Here is a 20,459-nt window from a genome sequence, read left to right on the forward strand (position 1 = left end):
AAAGGGGATTTAGCAAATCAAGGCACTAAATAGCACCTTGTTCTAGCTGTGCCTACTAAGCCAACCGAGTATACTGATGGCCTTAAATTGGGCCTAAAGCCAACATTATGCTGTGAGAACACTGTGAAGATTAGATTAGCCTTACCCCAAGATGTTGATTTATTAGCGATGCTAGAGAAAAAACATCTCAATGACGAATTAGCCTCCGCCAATATGGGACTGCAAGGGCAAGCTTTTTCCCACAATGAGCTGGCTGAATTAGTGCAGCATCATTGGGTCGTGGTGGCGCAGGTTGAGCAGCAGATCGTCGGTTATGTGATTGCCGGCCGTTGGGAATTTTTCGAACATTGGCCCATTTACCGCACTTTGTTGAATCGTTTGGGGCAACTCGATTGGGATGGGCCAAAATTAACTAAGACTAACTCTTGCCAATACGGGCCGATTTGGGTGCAGCAAGCCTACCGTGGACAAGGGATTTTTGAGGCATTAGTCAGTGAAATTCGTCGCCAAGTTGCTCCGCATTTTAGCTATATGTTGACCTTTATTGCCGAAGATAATGAACGTTCCTTTGCCGCCCACTCGGGAAAAGCGCACATGCAGGTAGTGGATTTTTTCACCGTCTCAGCGCGGGATTACTATTTAATGGCGGCAAAGACCCAAGCTTAGTTGTTCGACGATAGAAATTAAGGATTCAATCTCTACTGTGTAAATAACCCGAGTTCAGGTTAAATAACGGAGATAAATACATGAATGTACAATTTGTTGAGTCACTATTAACGGCCTATGCCGAAGTCAATTTATCGGCTTGGGACAACTTGAGATTGGTCTTATCTGAATGCTCTCACCATGAATGTGAGGCGAGGGGATTTGAAGTCGAGTTTGTTTCCGATTCAGGACAAGCGCAGCATTATTGGGTACAAGTGGGGAATATTTGGCTCGATTGTGGCCGAACCAATACCTATTCGGCGACGATAACGCGACTGACGGATGAGCAAGTCAGCCGCACGAATACAAAAAAGGCGCTAGAGTGCGCCATTTTATCCCAAGAGCAGATTGGTCTACTGTGCATGCAAAACGCCCATTTCGACCATTGCTAAGTGCGCTTATTCTGCCCCTGCCTCAACCACTTTTTTGATCAATACTTCTTCATCAGAAAGATACGCTGAGGGGTAGTGGTGACTGTGCCTATGATCTCAAACCCTTGTTTTTCATAAAACACAGGGGCTTGAATCGATAAGGTATCCACTTGAGCTACCAGGCATCCCCGTTGCTTCGCCTCAGCTTCGGCAAGCTCCATCAGTTTATGCCCAAGCCCTGTGCCTCTGGTTTGGTCATCAACCCAGACAACATTGATTAAGAAGTTTTTATAGATAGTCCGTCCACCCACACCCCCAATCAACTTGCCATTTTTATCACGTGCTATGACAGTCAAAGGCACTGATTTCTCAGGCCCTAATAGCCCAGCATTAAATTGCCTAACGCCGTCTACCAGCGCATCCACAATCGCGTTATTTTCTTCATGAATAACTTCAAATTTCACTTAAATTTTTTCCTTAAAAATATTTTTTTGCTTTTAAATCATATAGCAACTATCAGTAAACTCAATGTTGGACAGAAATGTGTTGGAAAGTAGTGTCGGGGGAACTGTCACTTTAGTTGTTAGCAGTTTAGCGTTTGCTGATATCCACTCACACAGGCTTGCCATGGCATTCACTCGTCAGTCCTTGGATACTCAACCGCCCCGTCCATGGGGCGGACGGTCGTCTTGCTATCACCATGGCTCACTTTTTTGGTATTAGCGGAACCTGTGGATTGAAAAGATTACACAACATACTTTTGGACAGAAATGTGTTGGAAAGTAGTGTTTTGGGAGCAGTAATTTCAGTTGTTAGAAGTTTAGCGTTTACGGGTATCCACTCACACAGGCTTGCCATGGCATTCGCTCAACGACACGCAGCAAGTCCGTCCTTGGATGCTCGACCGCCCCGTCCATGGGGCGGACGGTCGTCTCGCAAATCACCATGGCTCACCTTTTTGGCATTACTGTAACATGCGAGTTTGAAGGAGATACCCAGCACGCTTTTAGACATTTTTGAGTTAGTTTGTTTGCTCTATCAAATGAGTTCAGGATAAAAATTTCTATGGATTATCGCCCCGTTCACCCTACTGAGAGCGTTTTTGTGTAAAGTGGTGCACAGCGACACATAAAAACGAACGTAGCTGTATGTGTCGGCGTGCAGCGGTTTGTTAGGTTTATTTTTTGTCTGTAATTGCTTTTACGCCCTTAATTGACAACTTCCGCGAGTATAAAGGAGATTTATGATATGCAGGGCTAATTTTTTGTGCAGAAGAGATAAGGTTACGCATAGCCTCTTCTAGACCTTCTTCTTTATAAGCAGTCGATGGCTCACTTTGATATGGTAGATCTGGATTGTTTGTTACGCATGGAACTGAAGGATGATTTATTTCTTCCAAGTAGCTATAAAATGCATCTTTTGATATTACAGTACCGAACATTCTCCAAGCGTATTTTTTACCCCAATAGTAACCATCTTTTGCTTTGTATGTAACACGCTGGTCATTCTTAGCTTTTTCTGCAGGTTTATTTTCCCGAGCAATTTGTTGTGCAAATGCATAGCTAAAAAAGGGGTTAACCTCAGCTGTTTTCGAAAGAGCAGACAACTCAATTACATTTCTTCCGTTTTTATCTGTAGAAAACCCAATATTATAACGCTGACCTTCCTCGATAACGGGTGCACTATTGGCCTCAAATTCATACAAAGTATTCGTCGTTTTAGGAGTGAAACTATGAAGAAATTTACCGTTTGGAAGTTGGCTTATTTTATAATTGCTAGCAATCAGATCGTGTATTGTAAAAAGGTCTCTTGATTTCATATTCTTCCCTTGTGTGTGCTGATTCCGAGTAAACGTAACGCCGCGCAGCACGCGCGGCTTTGTAGTGAAGGCGCAGCCGCAACGAAAAAGCTATCTCTGCGACTGCGATTATTAATGGCTACTTACCTGATTTTCCTAGCATATCCCTTTTTTACTACTCTACCGATATAGCTATTTAAGCCTTGCCCAGCTCTTGCCAGCTTATGCATTTCGTTGATGCTGGCTGCACCAGCACTTTGATTCGTGTAAAGGTAGACTGAACCATCTCCGAACTGAACGGTGATTTCGCCTGCTCCAATTTCGTATGCAACCACATTCGAGTTACCACCCAAATTTTTATAACGTTCCATCATCACTTCCTTTTTAGTTGATACTACTTTGATTTGGAGCTAAAGCCCCTTAACGTCTTAGTATTTATGCGCTGCGCTGTTTGCAGGGCATAAATCGTTTGTTGACTAAATCTCAAATATGGCCGCAGCTACATCCGTGTAAATGGGTATAAATGATGCTATAGGAATTTACTTTTTTGCGGTAGCTATTTTTTATACAGCTTTGACACTAATCACTTGATATCGTTTTAGCTTTCTCATTTTTAGCGCTTATTTTTTGCTGATGAATCGCTATCTAACGACTCAAAACTTCAAGGAATACACCTCCCCTCGGAGTTGCCGCAGGGCGAATAGACAAATTGCGTGAGTTCGGTCATGGATGACCGACTAGCTTTCGCAGGTGCAGGGACGCATCCTTCGGAAGCGATAGCAAATTTGTCAATGAGCACAAGGGGCTTTCAACTCCGTTGGGGGCGTCTTGGAGCATCCAAGGAGGATAGGACGAGCAGTCCTCCTTGGTCGGGTGTGGGGTGAAGCCCCACGACTTTGATTTTGATTAAAGCACTCAAGCTACGAAAAGATGGGATACTTAACTTCTAAGTCGAACCATCAACTTTTCTATAGGCAAAGCTTTACTTGGCCAATTCCTCTTTTGAACTGCGAAACACACTTTGGGGCAATAGCTTTTTAGTTAAGCTATCAGCGAAAAGGTTGGCAAAGATTGGTATTGTTGCACCTGTGACCTTCTAAAACAGGATCTTTTAGTTGAGCCCTCTGGGACGCTTTTTGTTAAACAAAGAGGTGGTGAGTCATAGGGGAAACAATGACAATGAATGCTGCACAACTGAAGATACCATTATCTTGCTTTGGGGAACCAAATTGCAGGCATAAAAAAACCGCTGGGTAGCGGTTTTTATATTTTGTAATCATAACGGGTTTTAATCGAAACCGATTATAGACCCGCGTCAGCGCGCAGTGCTTCAGCTTTGTCTGTTGCTTCCCAAGGGAATTCGTTACGACCAAAGTGACCATAAGCGGCAGTCGCTTGATAAATCGGACGTGCTAAATCTAGCATGGCCGTTAAACCGTATGGACGCAGTTCGAAGTGTTGACGTACTAACTTGATCAGCAAATCTTCAGACACTTTACCCGTACCGAAGGTTTCGATGCTAATAGAAGTCGGTTCTGCTACACCAATAGCGTAAGACACTTGGATTTCACAGCGATCAGCAAGACCTGCTGCAACGATGTTTTTTGCCACATAACGGGCAGCGTATGCCGCGCTACGGTCAACTTTTGATGGGTCTTTACCAGAGAATGCGCCACCACCATGACGGGCCATGCCGCCGTAGGTATCAACGATGATCTTACGACCGGTTAAGCCGCAATCGCCTACTGGGCCACCGATAACAAAACGGCCTGTTGGGTTGATAAAGAACTTAGTGTCTTTGTTTAGCCATTGAGCCGGTAATACTGGCTTGATGATGGTTTCCATCACGCCTTCAATTAAGTCGGCTTGTGAAACGTCATCTCTGTGCTGAGTCGACAATACTACAGCATCGATACCGACAATTTTGCCATCATCATAGGCAAACGTGACTTGGCTTTTCGCATCTGGGCGTAACCAAGGTAGCGTGCCATTTTTACGCACTTCAGACTGACGCTTCACTAATGCGTGGGCATAAGTGATAGGCGCTGGCATTAGGACGTCGGTTTCGTTGTTGGCATAGCCAAACATTAGCCCTTGGTCGCCAGCACCTTGCTCAGCAGGGTCGGCGCGGTCTACACCTTGATTGATATCAGGTGATTGCTTACCAATGGCGTTTAATACCGCGCACGAGTCTGCATCAAAACCCATATCTGAGTGGGTATAACCAATTTCACGCACCGTTTTACGGGTGATTTCTTCAATATCAACCCAAGCAGAAGTCGTGACTTCGCCACCGACTAATACCATGCCAGTTTTGACATAAGTTTCACACGCCACGCGTGCTTTTGGATCTTGAGCCAGAATTGCATCTAGCACAGCATCAGAAATCTGATCTGCAATCTTATCGGGATGACCTTCTGAGACCGACTCAGAAGTAAACAAGTGCTTTGCCATAGTAGGAAAATCTCGTCGTTAGCATTCAAACGTGTAGAAGCATCTACATCTAGACGGCTATTTTAGTTTAAATCCGATTGCCGATCACCCCCAGTGAGAAAAAATCCTCTCAGATTGTGACCTGAAAACGACTGCGCTCAGTCTTAAATAGGTTATTTTTCTTATATTTCATAGCATTAAGTTTACTCGTTTTTTGAGAAATTTATTTCTCCATTACAAGTGATCCTTGCGATGCCCACTCAAGTAAAGACCAGTAAAGTGACTAGCTTGTTTCTGCGAGTTTACGATTCGGCCATCTTTTGCTGAGTGAATGATAATTTTAGTTTGCGTCACACTGGCATGTAGGGGAAAATATGCATCCAAATTGCCCGCTAGACCCCACAAACAAGCAGGAGAGAGCATGTCTTCCCGTAAAGTACTCGCAAACGCAATCCGTGCGTTAAGTATGGATGCAGTTCAAAAAGCAAATTCAGGCCATCCCGGCGCCCCAATGGGTATGGCAGATATTGCTGAAGTGCTGTGGAATGATTTCCTTAAGCACAACCCGACCAATCCTAAATGGGTAGATAGAGACCGTTTCGTCCTTTCTAATGGTCACGGTTCAATGCTGATCTACTCTTTACTTCACCTGACAGGTTATGAATTACCAATTGAAGAGCTGAAACAGTTCCGTCAATTGCATTCAAAAACCCCGGGTCACCCAGAATACGGTTACACCCCAGGTGTTGAAACCACAACGGGTCCACTCGGCGCGGGCATCAGCAATGCTGTCGGTATGGCGATTGCTGAAAAAACCTTAGCGGCACAGTTTAACCGTGATGGTCACGATATCGTTGATCACTACACTTACTGCTTCGTCGGCGACGGCTGTTTGATGGAAGGTATTTCCCACGAAGCCTGTTCATTAGCCGGTACTTTAGGTCTAGGCAAACTGGTCGCATTTTGGGATGACAACGGTATTTCTATCGATGGCCATGTTGAAGGCTGGTTCACCGATGATACGCCAAAGCGTTTTGAAGCTTACGGCTGGCATGTGATTGCCGGTGTTGACGGTCACGATAGCGCGGCAATCCGTGCTGCTATCGAAGCGGCGAAAGCGGTGACCGATAAACCAACCATGATTTGCTGCAAAACCATTATCGGTTTTGGTTCACCCAACAAATCTGGCAGCCACGATTGCCACGGCGCACCATTAGGCGATGCGGAAATCGCAGCAGCCCGTGAATTCCTTGGCTGGCCATACGCACCATTTGAAATCCCTGCTGACGTTTATGCGGGTTGGGATGCCAAAGAAGCCGGTGCTGCCCGTGAAGCGGCATGGAACGAGAAGTTTGCGGCTTATAGCGCTGCTCACCCAGAACTGGCTGCTGAATATGAGCGCCGTGTACTGAAAGGTGAATTACCTGCTGATTTTGAAGAAAAAGCGCAGGCATTCGTGCAAGCATCACAGGACAAAGCCGAAGGTATTGCGAGCCGTAAAGCCTCACAAAATGCCATCGGTGCTTTCGGTGCTATGTTACCTGAACTGTTAGGCGGCTCTGCTGACTTAGCGGGTTCTAACTTGACACTGTGGTCAGGTTCTAAAGGTATTCAAGACGATCCAGCTGGTAACTACATTTACTACGGCGTGCGTGAATTCGGCATGAGCGGCATTATGAACGGTGCTTCGTTACATGGTGGTTTCATCAACTACGGCGCAACTTTCATGATGTTCATGGAATACGCCCGTAACGCAGTCCGCATGTCGGCGCTGATGGGCATTCAAAACATCTTCGTTTATACCCATGACTCTATCGGTCAAGGTGAAGATGGTCCAACGCATCAGCCAGTTGAGCAATTAGCTAACCTACGTATGACGCCAAATATGGCTGTATGGCGCCCATGTGATGCGGCAGAAACGGCGGTTTCTTGGAAAGCTGCGATTCAACGTCGCAATGCGCCAACGTCACTGATTTTCAGCCGTCAAAACCTCAAAGCCCAAGCGCGTACCGCTGAGCAATTAGCCAACGTGGCTAAAGGTGCTTATGTACTGCAAGACTGTGCGGGTACACCAGAACTGATCCTGATCGCAACCGGTAGCGAAGTACAATTGGCGATGGATTCAGCAGCTGCATTAACCGAACAAGGTAAACAAGTTCGCGTAGTTTCTATGCCATCGACAACTGAGTTCGATAAGCAAGATGCAGCGTATAAAGAATCGGTATTACCACGCGCTGTGACTAAACGTGTGGCTATCGAAGCGGCGCATACCGATTTCTGGTACAAGTACGTCGGTTTTGAAGGCACTGTTGTTGGCATGACCACTTTTGGTGAGTCAGCGCCGGGTAACGTGCTATTGAATCACTTCGGTTTCACCGTTGAAAATGTGCTGAATGCAGCAAAATCATTGGGCTAATCGCTCAAGGGATTAGATTCAATACAAAAGGTTAAACTTTTTAAGTGTTAATCTGTATAATGCGGCCTGCAATCTTTTGCAGGCCGTTTTTGTATTTAGAGGAAATTGAGACCTCAATGATCCGAGTCGCTATCAATGGTTATGGCCGTATCGGCCGCTCTATTCTTCGTGCTTTGTACGAGTCTGGAAAACGGCAGCAAATGCAGATTGTCGCGATTAATGAATTAGCTAAACCTGAAGCCATTATTCATCTGACCCAGTACGACACCACCCACGGTCGGTTTGCGCACAAAGTGAAACTCGTCGATGATCACATGCTGATTGGCGACGATGCGATAAAAATTCTCCACGAGCCCGATCCCAAAAAACTCCCTTGGCATGAAATGGACATAGACATTGTCTATGAGGCCACAGGTGTATTACTCGATCGTCAAAGCTGCGAAGCCCATATTCATGCTGGTGCTAAACAAGTGCTGATAAGCCATCCATCCTCAGCCGATGTCGATGGCACGATTGTCTATGGGGTGAACCACGATTTACTCCGCGCCAAACACACAGTCGTTTCCAACGCTTCTTGTACGACTAACTGTATCGTACCTGTGATCGACGTGCTCGACCGCCATTTCGGCGTTAAAAGCGGTGCCATTACCACTATCCATTCGGCGATGAACGATCAGCAAGTGATTGATGCTTATCATGATGATTTGCGTCGTACCCGCGCCGCCGGCCAATCGATTATCCCTGTAGACACTAAGCTTGCCCGCGGTATTGAGCGGATTTTGCCGCACATGAAAGATAAGTTTGAAGCGATTTCGGTGCGCGTGCCCACCATCAACGTGACGGCGATCGATTTGTCTGTGACGCTTGAGAAAACCGTCGATATTGCCACTGTAAACCAGGTGCTGGAGTCGGCCGCCAATGGGCGATTTAACGGCATTTTGGGTTATACTGATGAGCCCTTGGTTTCATGTGATTTCAACCATGATCCGCGCTCCAGTATTGTTGACGGTACCCAGACCCGTGTCAGCGCCGGTCAGTTGGTGAAGCTGTTGTTGTGGTGCGATAACGAGTGGGGTTTTGCCAACCGTATGTTAGATACGAGTTTGGCGATGATCGCAGCCAAGCGAGGCTGATAAAAAGTAGATTATTCACCGGTGGGTCACTCAGTTATATGCCAATTCGACGGGATGTCGAGCGCCTAGCGGCAGTAAACTGATACCGGCCATGTGTGAAACCAGTTTGTTTTTTGATTATAAAAGGAAGCGTTACTATGGCAATTATCAATATGTCAGATTTGGAGCTACAAGGTAAGCGCGTGCTTATTCGTGAAGATCTCAATGTGCCTGTTAGCAACGGCGTCGTCACCAGTGATGCACGTCTGCGCGCCTCTCTACCGACTATCGAGTTGGCCCTTGCTAAAGGCGCCGCTGTGATGGTTATGTCGCACTTAGGTCGCCCGACCGAAGGTGAATACAATCCCGAATATTCTATGCAACCTGTGGTTGACTACTTGGCTAAAGCCTTGTCGTGCCCTGTACGTTTAGCGACGGATTATTTAGACGGCGTCGACGTTGCCGTCGGTGAAGTAGTGGTATTCGAAAACGTGCGTTTCAACGTGGGCGAAGGCAAGAACAACGAAGCGCTGTCGCAAAAAATGGCCGCGCTGTGTGATGTCTATGTTATGGACGCTTTTGGTACTGCACATCGCGCCCAAGCATCGACCCACGGCGTTGGCATGTTTGCCCCCATCGCCTGTGCCGGTCCATTACTGGCGCAAGAATTAGATGCCTTAGGCAAAGCGTTAGATAATCCTGCGCGTCCTATGGTGGCGATTGTCGGTGGCTCTAAAGTGTCAACTAAGCTGACTGTGCTAGAAAGCCTTTCAGGTATCGTTGATCAGCTAGTGGTTGGTGGCGGTATTGCCAATACTTTCATCGCGGCGGCGGGCTACAATGTCGGTAAATCACTGTATGAAGCGGATTTGATCGACGAAGCTAAACGTTTAGTGGCCAATGCTAAGAGTCGTGGCGCCGATATTCCAGTGCCGACAGATGTAGTCGTGGCAGGCGAGTTTAGCCCAACGGCTGCGGCAACCTTAAAATCGGTTAGCGAAGTCGCTGATAGCGAAATGATTTTTGATATTGGCCCTGATAGCGCTGAAGCTCTGGCTAAAATCATCGAATCTGCTGGCACTATCGTGTGGAACGGCCCTGTGGGCGTGTTCGAATTCGACCAATTTGGTGAAGGTACTAAGCGTATCGCCCAAGCGATTGCCGATTCAAAAGCCTTCTCTATCGCAGGCGGTGGTGACACTTTGGCTGCGGTTGATAAGTACGGTATTGCCGATAAAGTGTCTTACATTTCGACTGGCGGCGGCGCTTTCCTCGAGTTCCTCGAAGGTAAAGAGTTACCGGCTGTGGCTATGTTAGAAAAGCGCGGCGCTTAATCATCAAGTTTTAAAATACGCGGCGCATAAGACGCCGCGATGAGCTCTGATATCATCAAAGCTTGATAATAAATAAAAGAATTATAAAAAACCGCCCGTGTTTATTTTAGATATTTTTTCAGGTACTGATTTTAGGTGCTTGTTTAAGGTATCTATCTGAATACGGGTATAAAAATCCATCCAAACGATAGTGACCTCGGTGACCAAGCGTTGCAGAATGTGACAGTCACCCTATTATTGGAGTTAAAAAATGGCGTTAATTTCCCTACGACAACTACTCGACCACGCGGCAGAACATGGATACGGTGTGCCTGCGTTCAACGTTAACAACTTAGAGCAGATGCGTGCCATCATGCAGGCCGCTGAAGCAACAGACAGTCCTGTTATTGTGCAAGCTTCTGCTGGCGCGCGTAAATATGCTCGCCCACAGTTCTTAAAATATTTGATGGCAGCGGCTCTTGAGCAGTACCCAGATATTCCTGTGTGTATTCACCAAGACCACGGTACCGATCCTGATATCTGTCAGCGTTCTATCCAATTAGGTATGTCATCTGTGATGATGGATGGCTCTTTGATGGCTGACGGCAAAACCCCTGCATCTTATGACTACAACGTCGATGTCACTCGTCGCACAGTGGCATTTGCCCATGCGTGTGGTGTGTCAGTTGAAGGCGAAATCGGCTGTTTAGGCAGTTTAGAAACTGGCCAAGCAGGCGAAGAAGACGGTATTGGTGCAGTGGGTACATTAAGCATGGATCAAATGCTGACTACTCCTGATGAAGCGGCGCGTTTCGTTGCCGATACTCATGTTGATGCATTAGCCATCGCTATCGGTACTAGCCACGGTGCTTACAAGTTCAGCCGTAAACCTACGGGCGATGTACTGCGTATCGACCGCATCAAAGAAATCCATGCGCGTATTCCTAATACTCACTTAGTGATGCACGGTTCATCTTCAGTGCCACAAGAATGGTTACAGATCATCAACCAATACGGTGGTCAGATCCCAGAAACCTACGGCGTGCCATTAGAAGAAATCGTTGAAGGTATCAAGCACGGTGTGCGTAAGGTGAATATCGATACTGACTTACGTTTAGCATCAACAGGTGCGGTACGTAAGTTCTTAGCGGAACACCCAAGTGAATTTGACCCTCGTAAATTCTTGAAAGCGTCAATGGAAGCCATGGCAGACATCTGTACTGTTCGCTACGAAGCTTTCGGTTGTGCTGGTCAAGCATCTAAGATTAAACCATTGTCTTTACAAGCAATGTATAAAGCGTATCAGTCTGGTGCCTTAGATCCTAAGATCAACATGTAAGCGTTATCGTTAAGACAAAAACCCGCTGATGCGGGTTTTTTTATGGCTGAAATAGTGGTCGTTTTCATTTTTTAAGCGCAAATGCTAATATTGCGCAGATTTTCAGGGGAAAAAACTAACCCATATTAATATGTGCTTATTCAGCTTCGCTGGGACGAACAGATATTTATAGGGATTGGATTTAACGGAACAGGAACGATTAAACATGAAAAAAGTACTGACCGCAGCACTATTAATGACTGCACCTTTTATGGCGACAGCAGGGGCCGATTTTGTAAAAGGCGACAAGACATTCGCTGGTGAAGCTGAGTTAGGTGCCACCTTAACCACAGGTAACACTGAAACCTCATCATTTAAGGGACGTTTAAATCTTAAGCATGAGCTTGGCGATTGGGAAAATCAGTACTTACTAGAAGGTTTATACAAAGAAGATACCGGTTCTGTCACCGCGAAACGCTATTTAGCAGGCGCACAGGGTAACTACAAGATGACAGACCGTAGCTACCTGTTTGCGAATGCCAGTTATGAAGTCGACCCGTTTACCGGTTATGACTACACCCTATCTGGCGCAGCGGGTTATGGTCATAGACTGTATGACACCAGCAAGACCTTTTTAGATGTTGAAGTGGGTCCCGGTTATATCTATCAACGTCTCGATACTGAGCAAGCGCTTATCGAAGGTTATGACACCAACGACAGCGTTGTAGCCCACGGCGTGATCAACTTCGAAACTGAAATCACTGAGACCTCTAAATTCCAACAGCGTTTCGTTGCCGATTACGGTGACAAGTTAGATGCCCGTTCTGAAACCTCATTAACGGCAAATATTATCGGCGCATTGGCGATGAAGTTTGCCATTATTGTGCGTTACAACAGCGAGCCGCTGGATGATAAGAAAAGCACAGATACCGAAACCAATATGACCTTGTTATATGCTTTCTAATGCTGTGACACTGATTTAAAACAAAAAAGCACCTTCGAGGTGCTTTTTTATTGGCTGTTTTTGGACTAAGTTGAATATACGTTAAGCTTTTCTTTATTAGTAACATCTGTAGTTATACAAAAATTAATCTTTTAAATGCCTTTGGTTATAGGGTAATGCATAGAAAGTTGCGTTTTATCAACATTTGCTATGCCGAAGCTATGGTAATTTTCGACTAATTTCCTACGTAGAGATGAACTTTAATGAAATTACAGCGGTTGTTTAAAGACAGTGGAATGGCGTTGTGGAGTCTATTCTGCGTTGCAATATTGAGCGGATTCTCACCTGCAGCATGGGCTATGACGGAGGGGGCAGAACGGCTTAATTTAACCGCCGCGAGTGTGGGTTATGTCGCTGTCTGTGTGTTTGTGCTGGCTTATGTACTTGTGATGGCTGAGGAGACATTACATTTACGCAAGTCGAAACCTGTGCTGGTTGCGGCAGGGATCATCTGGGGCATGATAGGTTTTGTCTATATGCAAAACGGCATGTCCGAAGTGTCGGAAGCGGCATTCAAGCAAAATTTGCTCGAATACGCCGAGCTACTGCTCTTCTTGCTGGTGGCGATGACCTATATCAATGCCATGGAAGAACGTAATCTGTTCGATGCGATCCGCGGCTGGCTGGTGGGTCGTGGTTTTAGCCTGCGAACTGTGTTTTGGTTAACGGGCTTTATGGCGTTTTTCATTTCGCCTGTGGCCGATAACTTAACCACTGCTTTACTGATGTGCGCTGTGGTGATGAAGGTTGGGGCTGGGCAACGCAAGTTTATTACCCTTGCCTGTATCAACATTGTCGTAGCCGCCAACGCGGGTGGCGCGTTTAGCCCCTTTGGTGACATCACGACCTTAATGGTATGGCAAAAGGGCCTAGTGCACTTTGGCGATTTCTTTAATCTGTTCATTCCCGCCCTCGTTAACTTTGTCTTACCTGCCGCCATTATGAGTGTGTTCATCCCACATTTTGTGCCTGAGCCTGAAAAAGAGCATGTGTACACTAAGCCCGGAGCTAAACGCATTGTGGGGCTGTTTTTACTCACTATTGCTACGGCAGTGTGTGCCCATTCCTTCTTAGGTATGCCGCCTGTATTGGGCATGATGACGGGATTAGGCTTCCTGCAATTCTTTGGTTTTTACCTGCGCAAAACCTTCAATCGTTCCGTTGCCCGCGAACGTGAAAAGGCGGAATTAAGACAAGACAAATTACGCCTGCAGCAACTTGGTAGTGTGGTGCCATTTGATGTGTTCAGCCGCATTTCCCGTGCCGAGTGGGATACTTTACTGTTCTTTTATGGCGTAGTGTTATGCGTCGGCGGCCTAGGTTTTATGGGATATTTGAGCTTAGTGTCTGAGGCCATGTACTCACATTGGGATGTCACCTATGCCAACGTTGCCGTGGGTTTACTTTCGTCTGTGATTGATAATATTCCTGTGATGTTTGCGGTATTGACCATGAATCCCGATATGGCTTTGGGACAGTGGTTATTGGTTACCCTGACAGCGGGTGTGGGCGGCAGTTTGCTCTCGATTGGGAGTGCGGCAGGGGTTGCTCTAATGGGGCAAGCACGCGGCATTTACACCTTTGGGGCGCATCTACGGTGGACGCCTGTGATAGCTTTAGGTTATGTGGCTAGCATTTTAGTGCACATGTGGTTAAACGCCGCGATGTTCTAACACTGCGTTAGCTTGATTGTCGTTTATCGAGACAGGCTTGCGGCTTGTCTCACGAAAATTAACTATTTGCTGGCTTGGGTTAGCAAGATCACATTAATCATTGGTTGGCTTGCATAGACTTAACTCCGTGTTTTTATGGAGTTGAGTTAATGTGTATGCAATTGGGAGACTGCAGGTTTGATCGAGAACGAGGCATGCTAATTGACTTGTCTCGCGATGAATCTTGGCATCTTTCTCAGGCCGAGTTACAAGTGCTCACGTTATTGCTTGAAAACCAAGGTCAGTTAGTTTCAAAGCACATGCTAAAAACGGGGGATGGACAAGGTTCGCCATTAACCGATGCCTCTGTGTCCCGCGCTATATCCACGCTCCGCTCCTTTCTAGGCCCTCAGCACGAGGGTTTGATCGAAACCGTTAAAGGTCAAGGTTATTTATTGCGGCCATCAAACGGCAGCGAATATCGAGGCGTCAATTACCTCAGACTACACACTGTGCCTTTGTGGAGTGCCTTAGTGTTATTCGGGGTGATGTTGGCGTTTTCGGTGTTTTATCTGAAACATACAGATCACAGCAAGCCGACCCAAGCCTTGATGACGTCGATACTGTCGTTAGCCTCTGGTCAGCAAGTGCGCTTGAACTTATATGCCGACTCCAGTGCGAGTAACACCTTACTGTTCGAAATGGGCGAGCGCTTAAGCGCGGGCCTCATTGCCTGTGGCAAGAGCGATTGGGCGGATGTTTATGCGTCTTTATCCCATGACAAACAGGTGCTTAATATGACGTTTCGCGGTGAAAAATTCGACCAGTCAGTGCTCCGCAATATTAGCATCAGCGATTTTTCTCGCCCCAAAGCATTCATCGACTCTGCCTGGCTGCGCGAGGTGGATATCTGTGGCTAAATGGCTCAAGTGGACCATCAATATTGTTATTTTGTCGGCCTTGATTGCGGCTTGCGGGGTGATTTATAAACAGTCGGCAACGAGCAGGACCATGATGTTGAGTTGCAGCTCAGAATTGTTTGATCGCCACTCGAGTGCGAATCCCAGTATCAGCGCCAGTGCTGGCAGTGACAATAAATTTTACCTGCTTGTGGACGTATTGATTGCCGCCGACAAAGCGCAAATTAACTACCGTTACTTTAATTTTGATGGCACCAGTGCGGGCCATATTTCGATGCGTGGCAAGGTCGACAGCATTGAGGCCAATAGCATGACTTATAGGGTTGCAGTGGAGACGAAAACTGAATCGGAAATGGAAAAGCAAAAAAATTGGCCAGAACATATGAAATACCTTTCTAACATCAGCAGCTTACCGTTTCGCGATTCTGGGGTGAGTAATTTCAGTATTGAAGTGTTAGATATGGATGACACTAAGGATTATGCCGTGGTGTTATTCCAACCCAGCAATACGATTTGTGGATGCCGAATCGTAAATAGTCGAATTTAATCAGTGAATTTGAGTTTATTTCAGTTAAGATTAGTGCTCATTGATTTATGTCTACTGCGATGAGTCTCTGTGAGGGCTCATGAAAAGGGTGTTGTGTCTAAGATACGTGTAAAGCAAGAAGAATCCCTGTCGATTAAGTTCAGCCATCAGATGGAAAAGGGCGATAATCGTCAGCTTGATCTCTATTTCTTTTTACCAAAGGAAATGGGCATAGGCTCGCACACGCTCAATGAAGAAGAGTACTACTACAGCGCGATTGTCGGCCGTCGTTCTTACTATTCAGAAGGCTTGCACTTACCTTTGGTACAGGGCCGCTTTGCCAGTTTAAATCGCCGCACCGTTGAAGAATTCAGATTGTACTTGAATCTGTTCGCCTATCAGTTTGCCGTTGCAGTCGAAAACGATGTTAAAGAACTCAATCAAATCACAGATGTAACCCATTTCTATTTTGCCCTCGACGAATTACGCGAACAAGTTGGCCAGTTGCTGAAAAAGTTTCGCCGTAACGAACCGGGCGATCCTAAATGGAAATCCTACTTCGAAAATGCCGACAACTACCTGTCTTGGTTCTGCGAGCAGCAGTTACTAAAAGTGCTCGCCCATGCCACACGAACCAGTGATTTCAACGATATCCAAGAACGGGTGCTAACACTGTGTCGCAATGAGTGTGCCTATCGGGATGAGCATAACTACAACTCGGCGCAAACTAAGCAAGATCCTAACCGCATCTCAAACAAGATGTTGTTGTTACGACGTTTAATCCAACAAGGTGTGGTACTCAAAGAAGAGTTAAAACCCTTAGGGATTGGCCTTAAAAAATTCACGACGGGACTGGCGACGGCGTTAGTGATGTTGGTAGTGTCGGCGTTGATTATTCAAGCGCAGGGCGCCTTCAGCGGCTTTACCATTGCCTTAGTGCTGACCTTGGCGGTGATTTACGGCTTCAGGGAAATCTTTAAGGATGACGTGCGTAATGCCATGTGGCGTTTTATTCAGCGGGGCAGGCCACGTTGGAGCCGGATTTTGCGCGATACCACCAGTCAGGCGGTGATTGCTAAGCAGTTGGTATGGCTTGAGTTTATGCGCCAGCAAGATCTGCCCGATAAAGTCAGCGAAATTTTAAAGCACAGGCATAGCCAAAATAAGGTCGATGCGGAAATCCTGCACTATAAAATTGCCACTAAGGTGAATCAGAGTGAGTTCCAAGCGGGATACTCCACCATTCAAGAGCAAGTGAACTTTAGTTTAGTGCCCTTTGCCCGCTACTTAGAGCGGGGTAAGGCGAAGATTTATAAGGAAGTTGAAGGTAAAATCAGCCATGAATCGGTTGAGCGGCGTTATCAAGTCAACTTGATTTTAGTGCTACGCGATGGCCGCGAAGCCCCGCAGTATATTCGCTACAAAATCACCATGAACCGTTCGGCCATTATTGAGATTACCCAGAGCCAATTGCCCGATTCGGTCAACATGCCCGAATCTACGATTGATGACGAGTAAAGGCCTGACCGATATTTTGATCGTTATTCTGTTTCGCCCGTTTTAGGGCGACTTCGGCATTATTCAGATACTGCTCAAGTGTCTGGCCTTCTTGATAACCCGCAATCCCGATACTGATCCCTTCACCTAAGCCATTGCTGTTGAGCTTTTCCATCATATTGAGGGCAAAGTTATGCGCTTGGGTGGCATCTGTATCGGGTAGCATCACCAGTAGTTTGCCTAATTGCCAATGTAAAATCTGATAATTAGCTGGGATTTCAAGCAGTAATCGAACCTCAACTTCTTGCTGACGGTTCGCCAGTTGGTCTATGTCACTCATGTGGCTCAGCATAACTTCGGGATTGATATCCATTAGCAGTAAGCTTGAACTCAGGCGGCTTGGCGGCGGCAGCGAGTTAAAGTAACGCTCTAAATCAACTAAGCTCAGCAGAATCGTGCTGCGATGGGGCACAAGGCTGCGTTTCTCTGTGCCTCGGCCGCGTTCGGCGGCTTGCTCTAAGGTACAGACGATATAATCAATCTCACCATCGGCGGCCACATGGCCCTTTAAGGTCGCCTGTAAACAATTGGAGTGCGCCTGTTTAGGTGAGCACAGAATTTGCCCTTGCCACTGACCTTGCATGGCTATTTGAGCACTAATTCTTTGCCATTGATTACCTAAATCGTTGGCGAGCAGCGAGGCTAAATCTTGATTTAAATCGCCATTGAGTTGCATTAGCGCATCAAATACTGGGTTGATTTTAATCAGTTTACCGTTGGCATCAGTCAGCGCTGTCGCCACTGTGCTATCGCATAAAAGCTCACTGAGAAATGCTTGTTCTTTACTACTGACTAATTCACTGATGTCTTCAAGGGTGATCAATAGATGTGGTGAACCTCGGCTCGCCCTTGGTGCTTGGCGGATATGCACTCGCAGTGTGGGGCCGTTGATACTTTCTAGGCTGATTTCACCAGACCATTGACCGGTTTTATGCACTTGCTCCATCAGCTCGGCATAGGTTTTATCATCGAGGCACAAGGTGCGTTGTAGATTACGGTCTGTGAGTTCATCGAGTGGCACTAAGGTCGCTTCTGCCGCCTTAGTGTTGGCGCTGATCACCCTGGCGTTTTCGTTGACCATCATAAAGCCAATGTCACTGTTAAATAAGCCATTGGCGACATCGATACTGTATTGGCGTGAACGCTGTTGTAAGCGATACATGTGGCTGAGCAGCACAACCCAAGCGGCGAGTACGGTTAAGATTAGCGATGCCACTATGACAATGTTTTGCCACTGGGAAAAACGTGCGGCTATGTCGGCGTTACGCACATAGGAGAGTAAAAAGTATTCTCTGCGGGTTTCTGGCTGGGCAGTCAGTTCGATCTTAAGGTAAACAAAAGTGGCTTCTTCACCGTGGAACTGGCCAAAATTACTCATGGACATATCACGCCACAGGGCGGGATAAGTTTGTCTTAAACTTGCCCCTAAGGTTTCAGGCATATTACTTAACGGGGCGAGAGCGCTCGCGCCAGCATAGAGTAATCCCTGCGTGTCGAGCACTAACATAGGCGATTTGTTACTCGAAAAAGCCGGTTTTATGGCTTCGAGCATTTGCACCATAGAGTTGTACGTCACCAGATAACCCATAGAACTTTGATCGGGCTTTTCGAGCCAAGCCATTTGATACATATAGGGTTCTAGCATGCCTTCAATCGGGACAAACTCCAGTGGCGAAGTGTAAACCTCTTTGCCGCCCATGTTACGACTCGCGCCAAGTAAGGTCGGCGGTAAGGCATCTTTGCTGAAATTAGAAGGGGTAGAGAACTTATAATTGCCTTGGGGATCGTATAGCGCAATGCTGAGCAGCTCAGGAATATGCTTCACCAGATCCTGCCAGCTTTCCTGTAATTTGAGTTGTTGCTTGGTGGTCGGATTGCTTAAGTACTGCTTTAGCAGTTCACCATTGGCGAAAATTTGGGTGCGAAATTGCTGAAAAGACACTTTATCAGTGATCAGTGTGCCTATGGTTTGCAGTTCACTGTATCTCTGCGTCGCCCATTCTTCCTGTAGACGTCGCTCACCCAAGGTAATGATTAAATTGGTTAAAATGATCATGCCAATCACCAGCATAGAGAGCTGGCTTGCAACGGCTAATAAGCGTTGATGCGACCAATGGATCCCTTGAGTTAAAGAGAGCAGCGGCGCTAGGGGATACGTGCTTGGGTTATTCTTCAGCATGAACCGATTATGAGTGGGTGATCTGTTAATTTCGCTATGTTAACACGAAAGAATTGTTACGACAGTGCCAAGTTACTAAGCAAGATTTCCTTAGTAAAGTTAAGACAGGTTTACATCTCTACTCATTCGCTCAATGGCGAGTTATTGCGGCTCAGTGCTTCAGTCTATTTTGGCCGAATTGGAATGGTGTTTAGCCTAAAGCGCCTAATACACGATGCTTAAATTCACAGCCGTAGGACTCCACTTGTTCACGGCAAATATCAATATCGACGCCCGCTAATCCTTCGATGGCAGAGACTTGCACCGTTTCAATATAGTGTGGCGCCAAGGCAATAAAGGAATGTACGGCGGCGTAGGAGCCCGCGAGCTTAGGGCGACAATGTGCTATGTAGGCGGCTTCGTTATCTGCATTGAGTGAAATCGATAAGCTATCTACACACTCGGTAAGTTCCGGCAGAATATTGCGTCTATGGACCAGATTACCTAAGCCATCGGTATTAATCCGTACTCGTCCGCCCCTGAGTTTGATCTCTTTTGCCACCGTCAGCAGGGTGGGAAGATTTAAGGTTGGCTCGCCATAACCGCAAAACACGTATTCTTCAAAGTCTTTAACCTCACCAAGCAGGGGGATAATTTCCTCGGGCTTAGGTTGGTGGCACAGGGCAAGCTGGTATTCGTGGATTTGTTTACTGCCATTATGTTTCGGGCAGAAAGCACAGCGCAGGGTGCAGCGACCAGTGATATTGAGGTATCGGCTGCGGCGAATATCATAAACTAGCGTTTCGGTCGCACAGGTTTCATTCGTGCAAACTTCATCTGTGATGTGGCCATTTTCTAAGGTTTCAGTGGTGACAACTTGCAGATTATCAAGGTGTTGCTTATGCAGATGCTCAGACATAATGATGGCTTCATTCTAACGATAACTGACGACTTGAGCACAGTGTAGCGAAAGCCCGATGGCATAACTGTCAGCTAGATCGCAACTTGAAAGCGCAAATTTACTCACAGCATAGTGACTGAGGTGTTGGGGTGGAATTGAATGAACTGAGGCAATAAAAAAGAGAGCCTAAGCTCTCTTTTTAAGGTCTAAGACATTGATTAACTGCCTATCGCTAATGGCCTATTGCTAACTGCCTGTCGCTAACGGTCTGTCGTT

At 46.5% G+C, this 20,459-nt stretch carries 17 protein-coding genes; 11 read left to right on the forward strand and 6 right to left on the reverse strand.

All coding sequences use genetic code 11. The annotated features are described in order from the left end of the window. Nucleotides 1-123 precede the first annotated feature (123 nt). Nucleotides 124-666, forward strand: a complete 543-nt coding sequence (locus MO387_RS09175) for a GNAT family N-acetyltransferase (protein ID WP_107950314.1) — start codon at nt 124-126, stop codon at nt 664-666. Nucleotides 667-746: 80 nt separating this feature from the next. Continuing rightward, nucleotides 747-1,097 carry a hypothetical protein gene (locus tag MO387_RS09180; protein WP_107948994.1) on the forward strand — a complete coding sequence of 117 codons (351 nt, stop codon included), beginning with the start codon at nt 747-749 and terminating at the stop codon, nt 1,095-1,097. Between the two features lie 38 nt (nt 1,098-1,135). On the opposite strand, the gene MO387_RS09185 is transcribed toward MO387_RS09180, so the two are convergent. The 4 genes from MO387_RS09185 to metK all read right to left on the reverse strand — a co-directional run bounded on the left by MO387_RS09185 (nt 1,136) and on the right by metK (nt 5,328). Then, nucleotides 1,136-1,540 (reverse strand): GNAT family N-acetyltransferase, encoded by a 405-nt coding sequence (locus tag MO387_RS09185; RefSeq protein ID WP_107948992.1) that lies wholly within the window; start codon nt 1,538-1,540, stop codon nt 1,136-1,138. Nucleotides 1,541-2,253: 713 nt separating this feature from the next. Further along, complete coding sequence (locus tag MO387_RS09190) at nt 2,254-2,895, reverse strand: hypothetical protein (RefSeq protein ID WP_107948990.1); 642 nt, start codon at nt 2,893-2,895, stop codon at nt 2,254-2,256. A 122-nt stretch (nt 2,896-3,017) separates the two neighbouring features. Then, entirely contained in the window at nt 3,018-3,245 is a 228-nt protein-coding gene (locus MO387_RS09195) for a hypothetical protein (protein ID WP_107948988.1), read from the reverse strand. Nucleotides 3,246-4,176: 931 nt separating this feature from the next. Then, nucleotides 4,177-5,328, reverse strand: coding sequence for a methionine adenosyltransferase (gene metK, locus MO387_RS09200; RefSeq protein ID WP_006080333.1), 1,152 nt, complete (start codon nt 5,326-5,328; stop codon nt 4,177-4,179). Nucleotides 5,329-5,728: 400 nt separating this feature from the next. Between metK and tkt the strand changes: the two genes are divergently transcribed. From tkt to MO387_RS09245, 9 genes are all read left to right on the forward strand, one after another. Then, nucleotides 5,729-7,723: a transketolase gene (gene tkt / locus MO387_RS09205; RefSeq protein ID WP_006080334.1), complete on the forward strand. Its 1,995-nt coding sequence runs from the start codon at nt 5,729-5,731 to the stop codon at nt 7,721-7,723. A gap of 116 nt (nt 7,724-7,839) precedes the next feature. Next, entirely contained in the window at nt 7,840-8,856 is a 1,017-nt protein-coding gene (epd, locus tag MO387_RS09210; protein ID WP_107948986.1) for an erythrose-4-phosphate dehydrogenase, read from the forward strand. A 137-nt stretch (nt 8,857-8,993) separates the two neighbouring features. After that, nucleotides 8,994-10,169, forward strand: a complete 1,176-nt coding sequence (locus tag MO387_RS09215) for a phosphoglycerate kinase (RefSeq protein WP_107948984.1) — start codon at nt 8,994-8,996, stop codon at nt 10,167-10,169. Between the two features lie 250 nt (nt 10,170-10,419). Then, complete coding sequence (fba, locus tag MO387_RS09220; RefSeq protein ID WP_006084020.1) at nt 10,420-11,487, forward strand: class II fructose-bisphosphate aldolase; 1,068 nt, start codon at nt 10,420-10,422, stop codon at nt 11,485-11,487. Nucleotides 11,488-11,692: 205 nt separating this feature from the next. Further along, nucleotides 11,693-12,430, forward strand: a complete 738-nt coding sequence (locus tag MO387_RS09225) for a DUF481 domain-containing protein (protein WP_012090103.1) — start codon at nt 11,693-11,695, stop codon at nt 12,428-12,430. Between the two features lie 242 nt (nt 12,431-12,672). Beyond that, nucleotides 12,673-14,142 (forward strand): sodium:proton antiporter NhaD, encoded by a 1,470-nt coding sequence (gene nhaD, locus MO387_RS09230; RefSeq protein ID WP_107948982.1) that lies wholly within the window; start codon nt 12,673-12,675, stop codon nt 14,140-14,142. A 149-nt stretch (nt 14,143-14,291) separates the two neighbouring features. Continuing rightward, a complete protein-coding gene (locus MO387_RS09235; protein WP_107948980.1) occupies nt 14,292-15,041 on the forward strand; it encodes a helix-turn-helix domain-containing protein in 750 nt (249 codons plus the stop codon). Continuing rightward, nucleotides 15,034-15,588 carry a hypothetical protein gene (locus MO387_RS09240; RefSeq protein WP_107948978.1) on the forward strand — a complete coding sequence of 185 codons (555 nt, stop codon included), beginning with the start codon at nt 15,034-15,036 and terminating at the stop codon, nt 15,586-15,588. Before MO387_RS09235 ends, MO387_RS09240 begins: the two co-directional genes overlap by 8 nt. 93 nt (nt 15,589-15,681) lie before the next feature. Continuing rightward, nucleotides 15,682-17,085, forward strand: coding sequence for a hypothetical protein (locus MO387_RS09245; RefSeq protein WP_107950312.1), 1,404 nt, complete (start codon nt 15,682-15,684; stop codon nt 17,083-17,085). Here the strand turns inward: MO387_RS09245 and MO387_RS09250 are convergent. After that, nucleotides 17,066-19,303: a PAS domain-containing protein gene (locus tag MO387_RS09250; protein ID WP_107948976.1), complete on the reverse strand. Its 2,238-nt coding sequence runs from the start codon at nt 19,301-19,303 to the stop codon at nt 17,066-17,068. The genes MO387_RS09245 and MO387_RS09250 overlap by 20 nt on opposite strands. 190 nt (nt 19,304-19,493) lie before the next feature. Next, nucleotides 19,494-20,201 carry a TatD family nuclease-associated radical SAM protein gene (locus tag MO387_RS09255; protein ID WP_107948974.1) on the reverse strand — a complete coding sequence of 236 codons (708 nt, stop codon included), beginning with the start codon at nt 20,199-20,201 and terminating at the stop codon, nt 19,494-19,496. Nucleotides 20,202-20,459 lie beyond the last annotated feature (258 nt).

It is taken from the genome of Shewanella sp. N2AIL (assembly GCF_022690845.1).
GTDB classification, from domain to species: Bacteria; Pseudomonadota; Gammaproteobacteria; order Enterobacterales; family Shewanellaceae; genus Shewanella; species Shewanella baltica.

Coding starts and splice junctions, on each gene's coding strand:
- MO387_RS09180 (WP_107948994.1), top strand. CDS start 747: ATGAATGTACAATTTGTTGAGTCACTATTAACGGCCTATGCCGAAGTC.
- MO387_RS09190 (WP_107948990.1), bottom strand. CDS start 2,895: ATGAAATCAAGAGACCTTTTTACAATACACGATCTGATTGCTAGCAAT.
- MO387_RS09195 (WP_107948988.1), bottom strand. CDS start 3,245: ATGGAACGTTATAAAAATTTGGGTGGTAACTCGAATGTGGTTGCATAC.
- metK (WP_006080333.1), bottom strand. CDS start 5,328: ATGGCAAAGCACTTGTTTACTTCTGAGTCGGTCTCAGAAGGTCATCCC.
- tkt (WP_006080334.1), top strand. CDS start 5,729: ATGTCTTCCCGTAAAGTACTCGCAAACGCAATCCGTGCGTTAAGTATG.
- epd (WP_107948986.1), top strand. CDS start 7,840: ATGATCCGAGTCGCTATCAATGGTTATGGCCGTATCGGCCGCTCTATT.
- MO387_RS09215 (WP_107948984.1), top strand. CDS start 8,994: ATGGCAATTATCAATATGTCAGATTTGGAGCTACAAGGTAAGCGCGTG.
- fba (WP_006084020.1), top strand. CDS start 10,420: ATGGCGTTAATTTCCCTACGACAACTACTCGACCACGCGGCAGAACAT.
- MO387_RS09225 (WP_012090103.1), top strand. CDS start 11,693: ATGAAAAAAGTACTGACCGCAGCACTATTAATGACTGCACCTTTTATG.
- nhaD (WP_107948982.1), top strand. CDS start 12,673: ATGAAATTACAGCGGTTGTTTAAAGACAGTGGAATGGCGTTGTGGAGT.
- MO387_RS09235 (WP_107948980.1), top strand. CDS start 14,292: ATGTGTATGCAATTGGGAGACTGCAGGTTTGATCGAGAACGAGGCATG.
- MO387_RS09250 (WP_107948976.1), bottom strand. CDS start 19,303: ATGCTGAAGAATAACCCAAGCACGTATCCCCTAGCGCCGCTGCTCTCT.
- MO387_RS09255 (WP_107948974.1), bottom strand. CDS start 20,201: ATGTCTGAGCATCTGCATAAGCAACACCTTGATAATCTGCAAGTTGTC.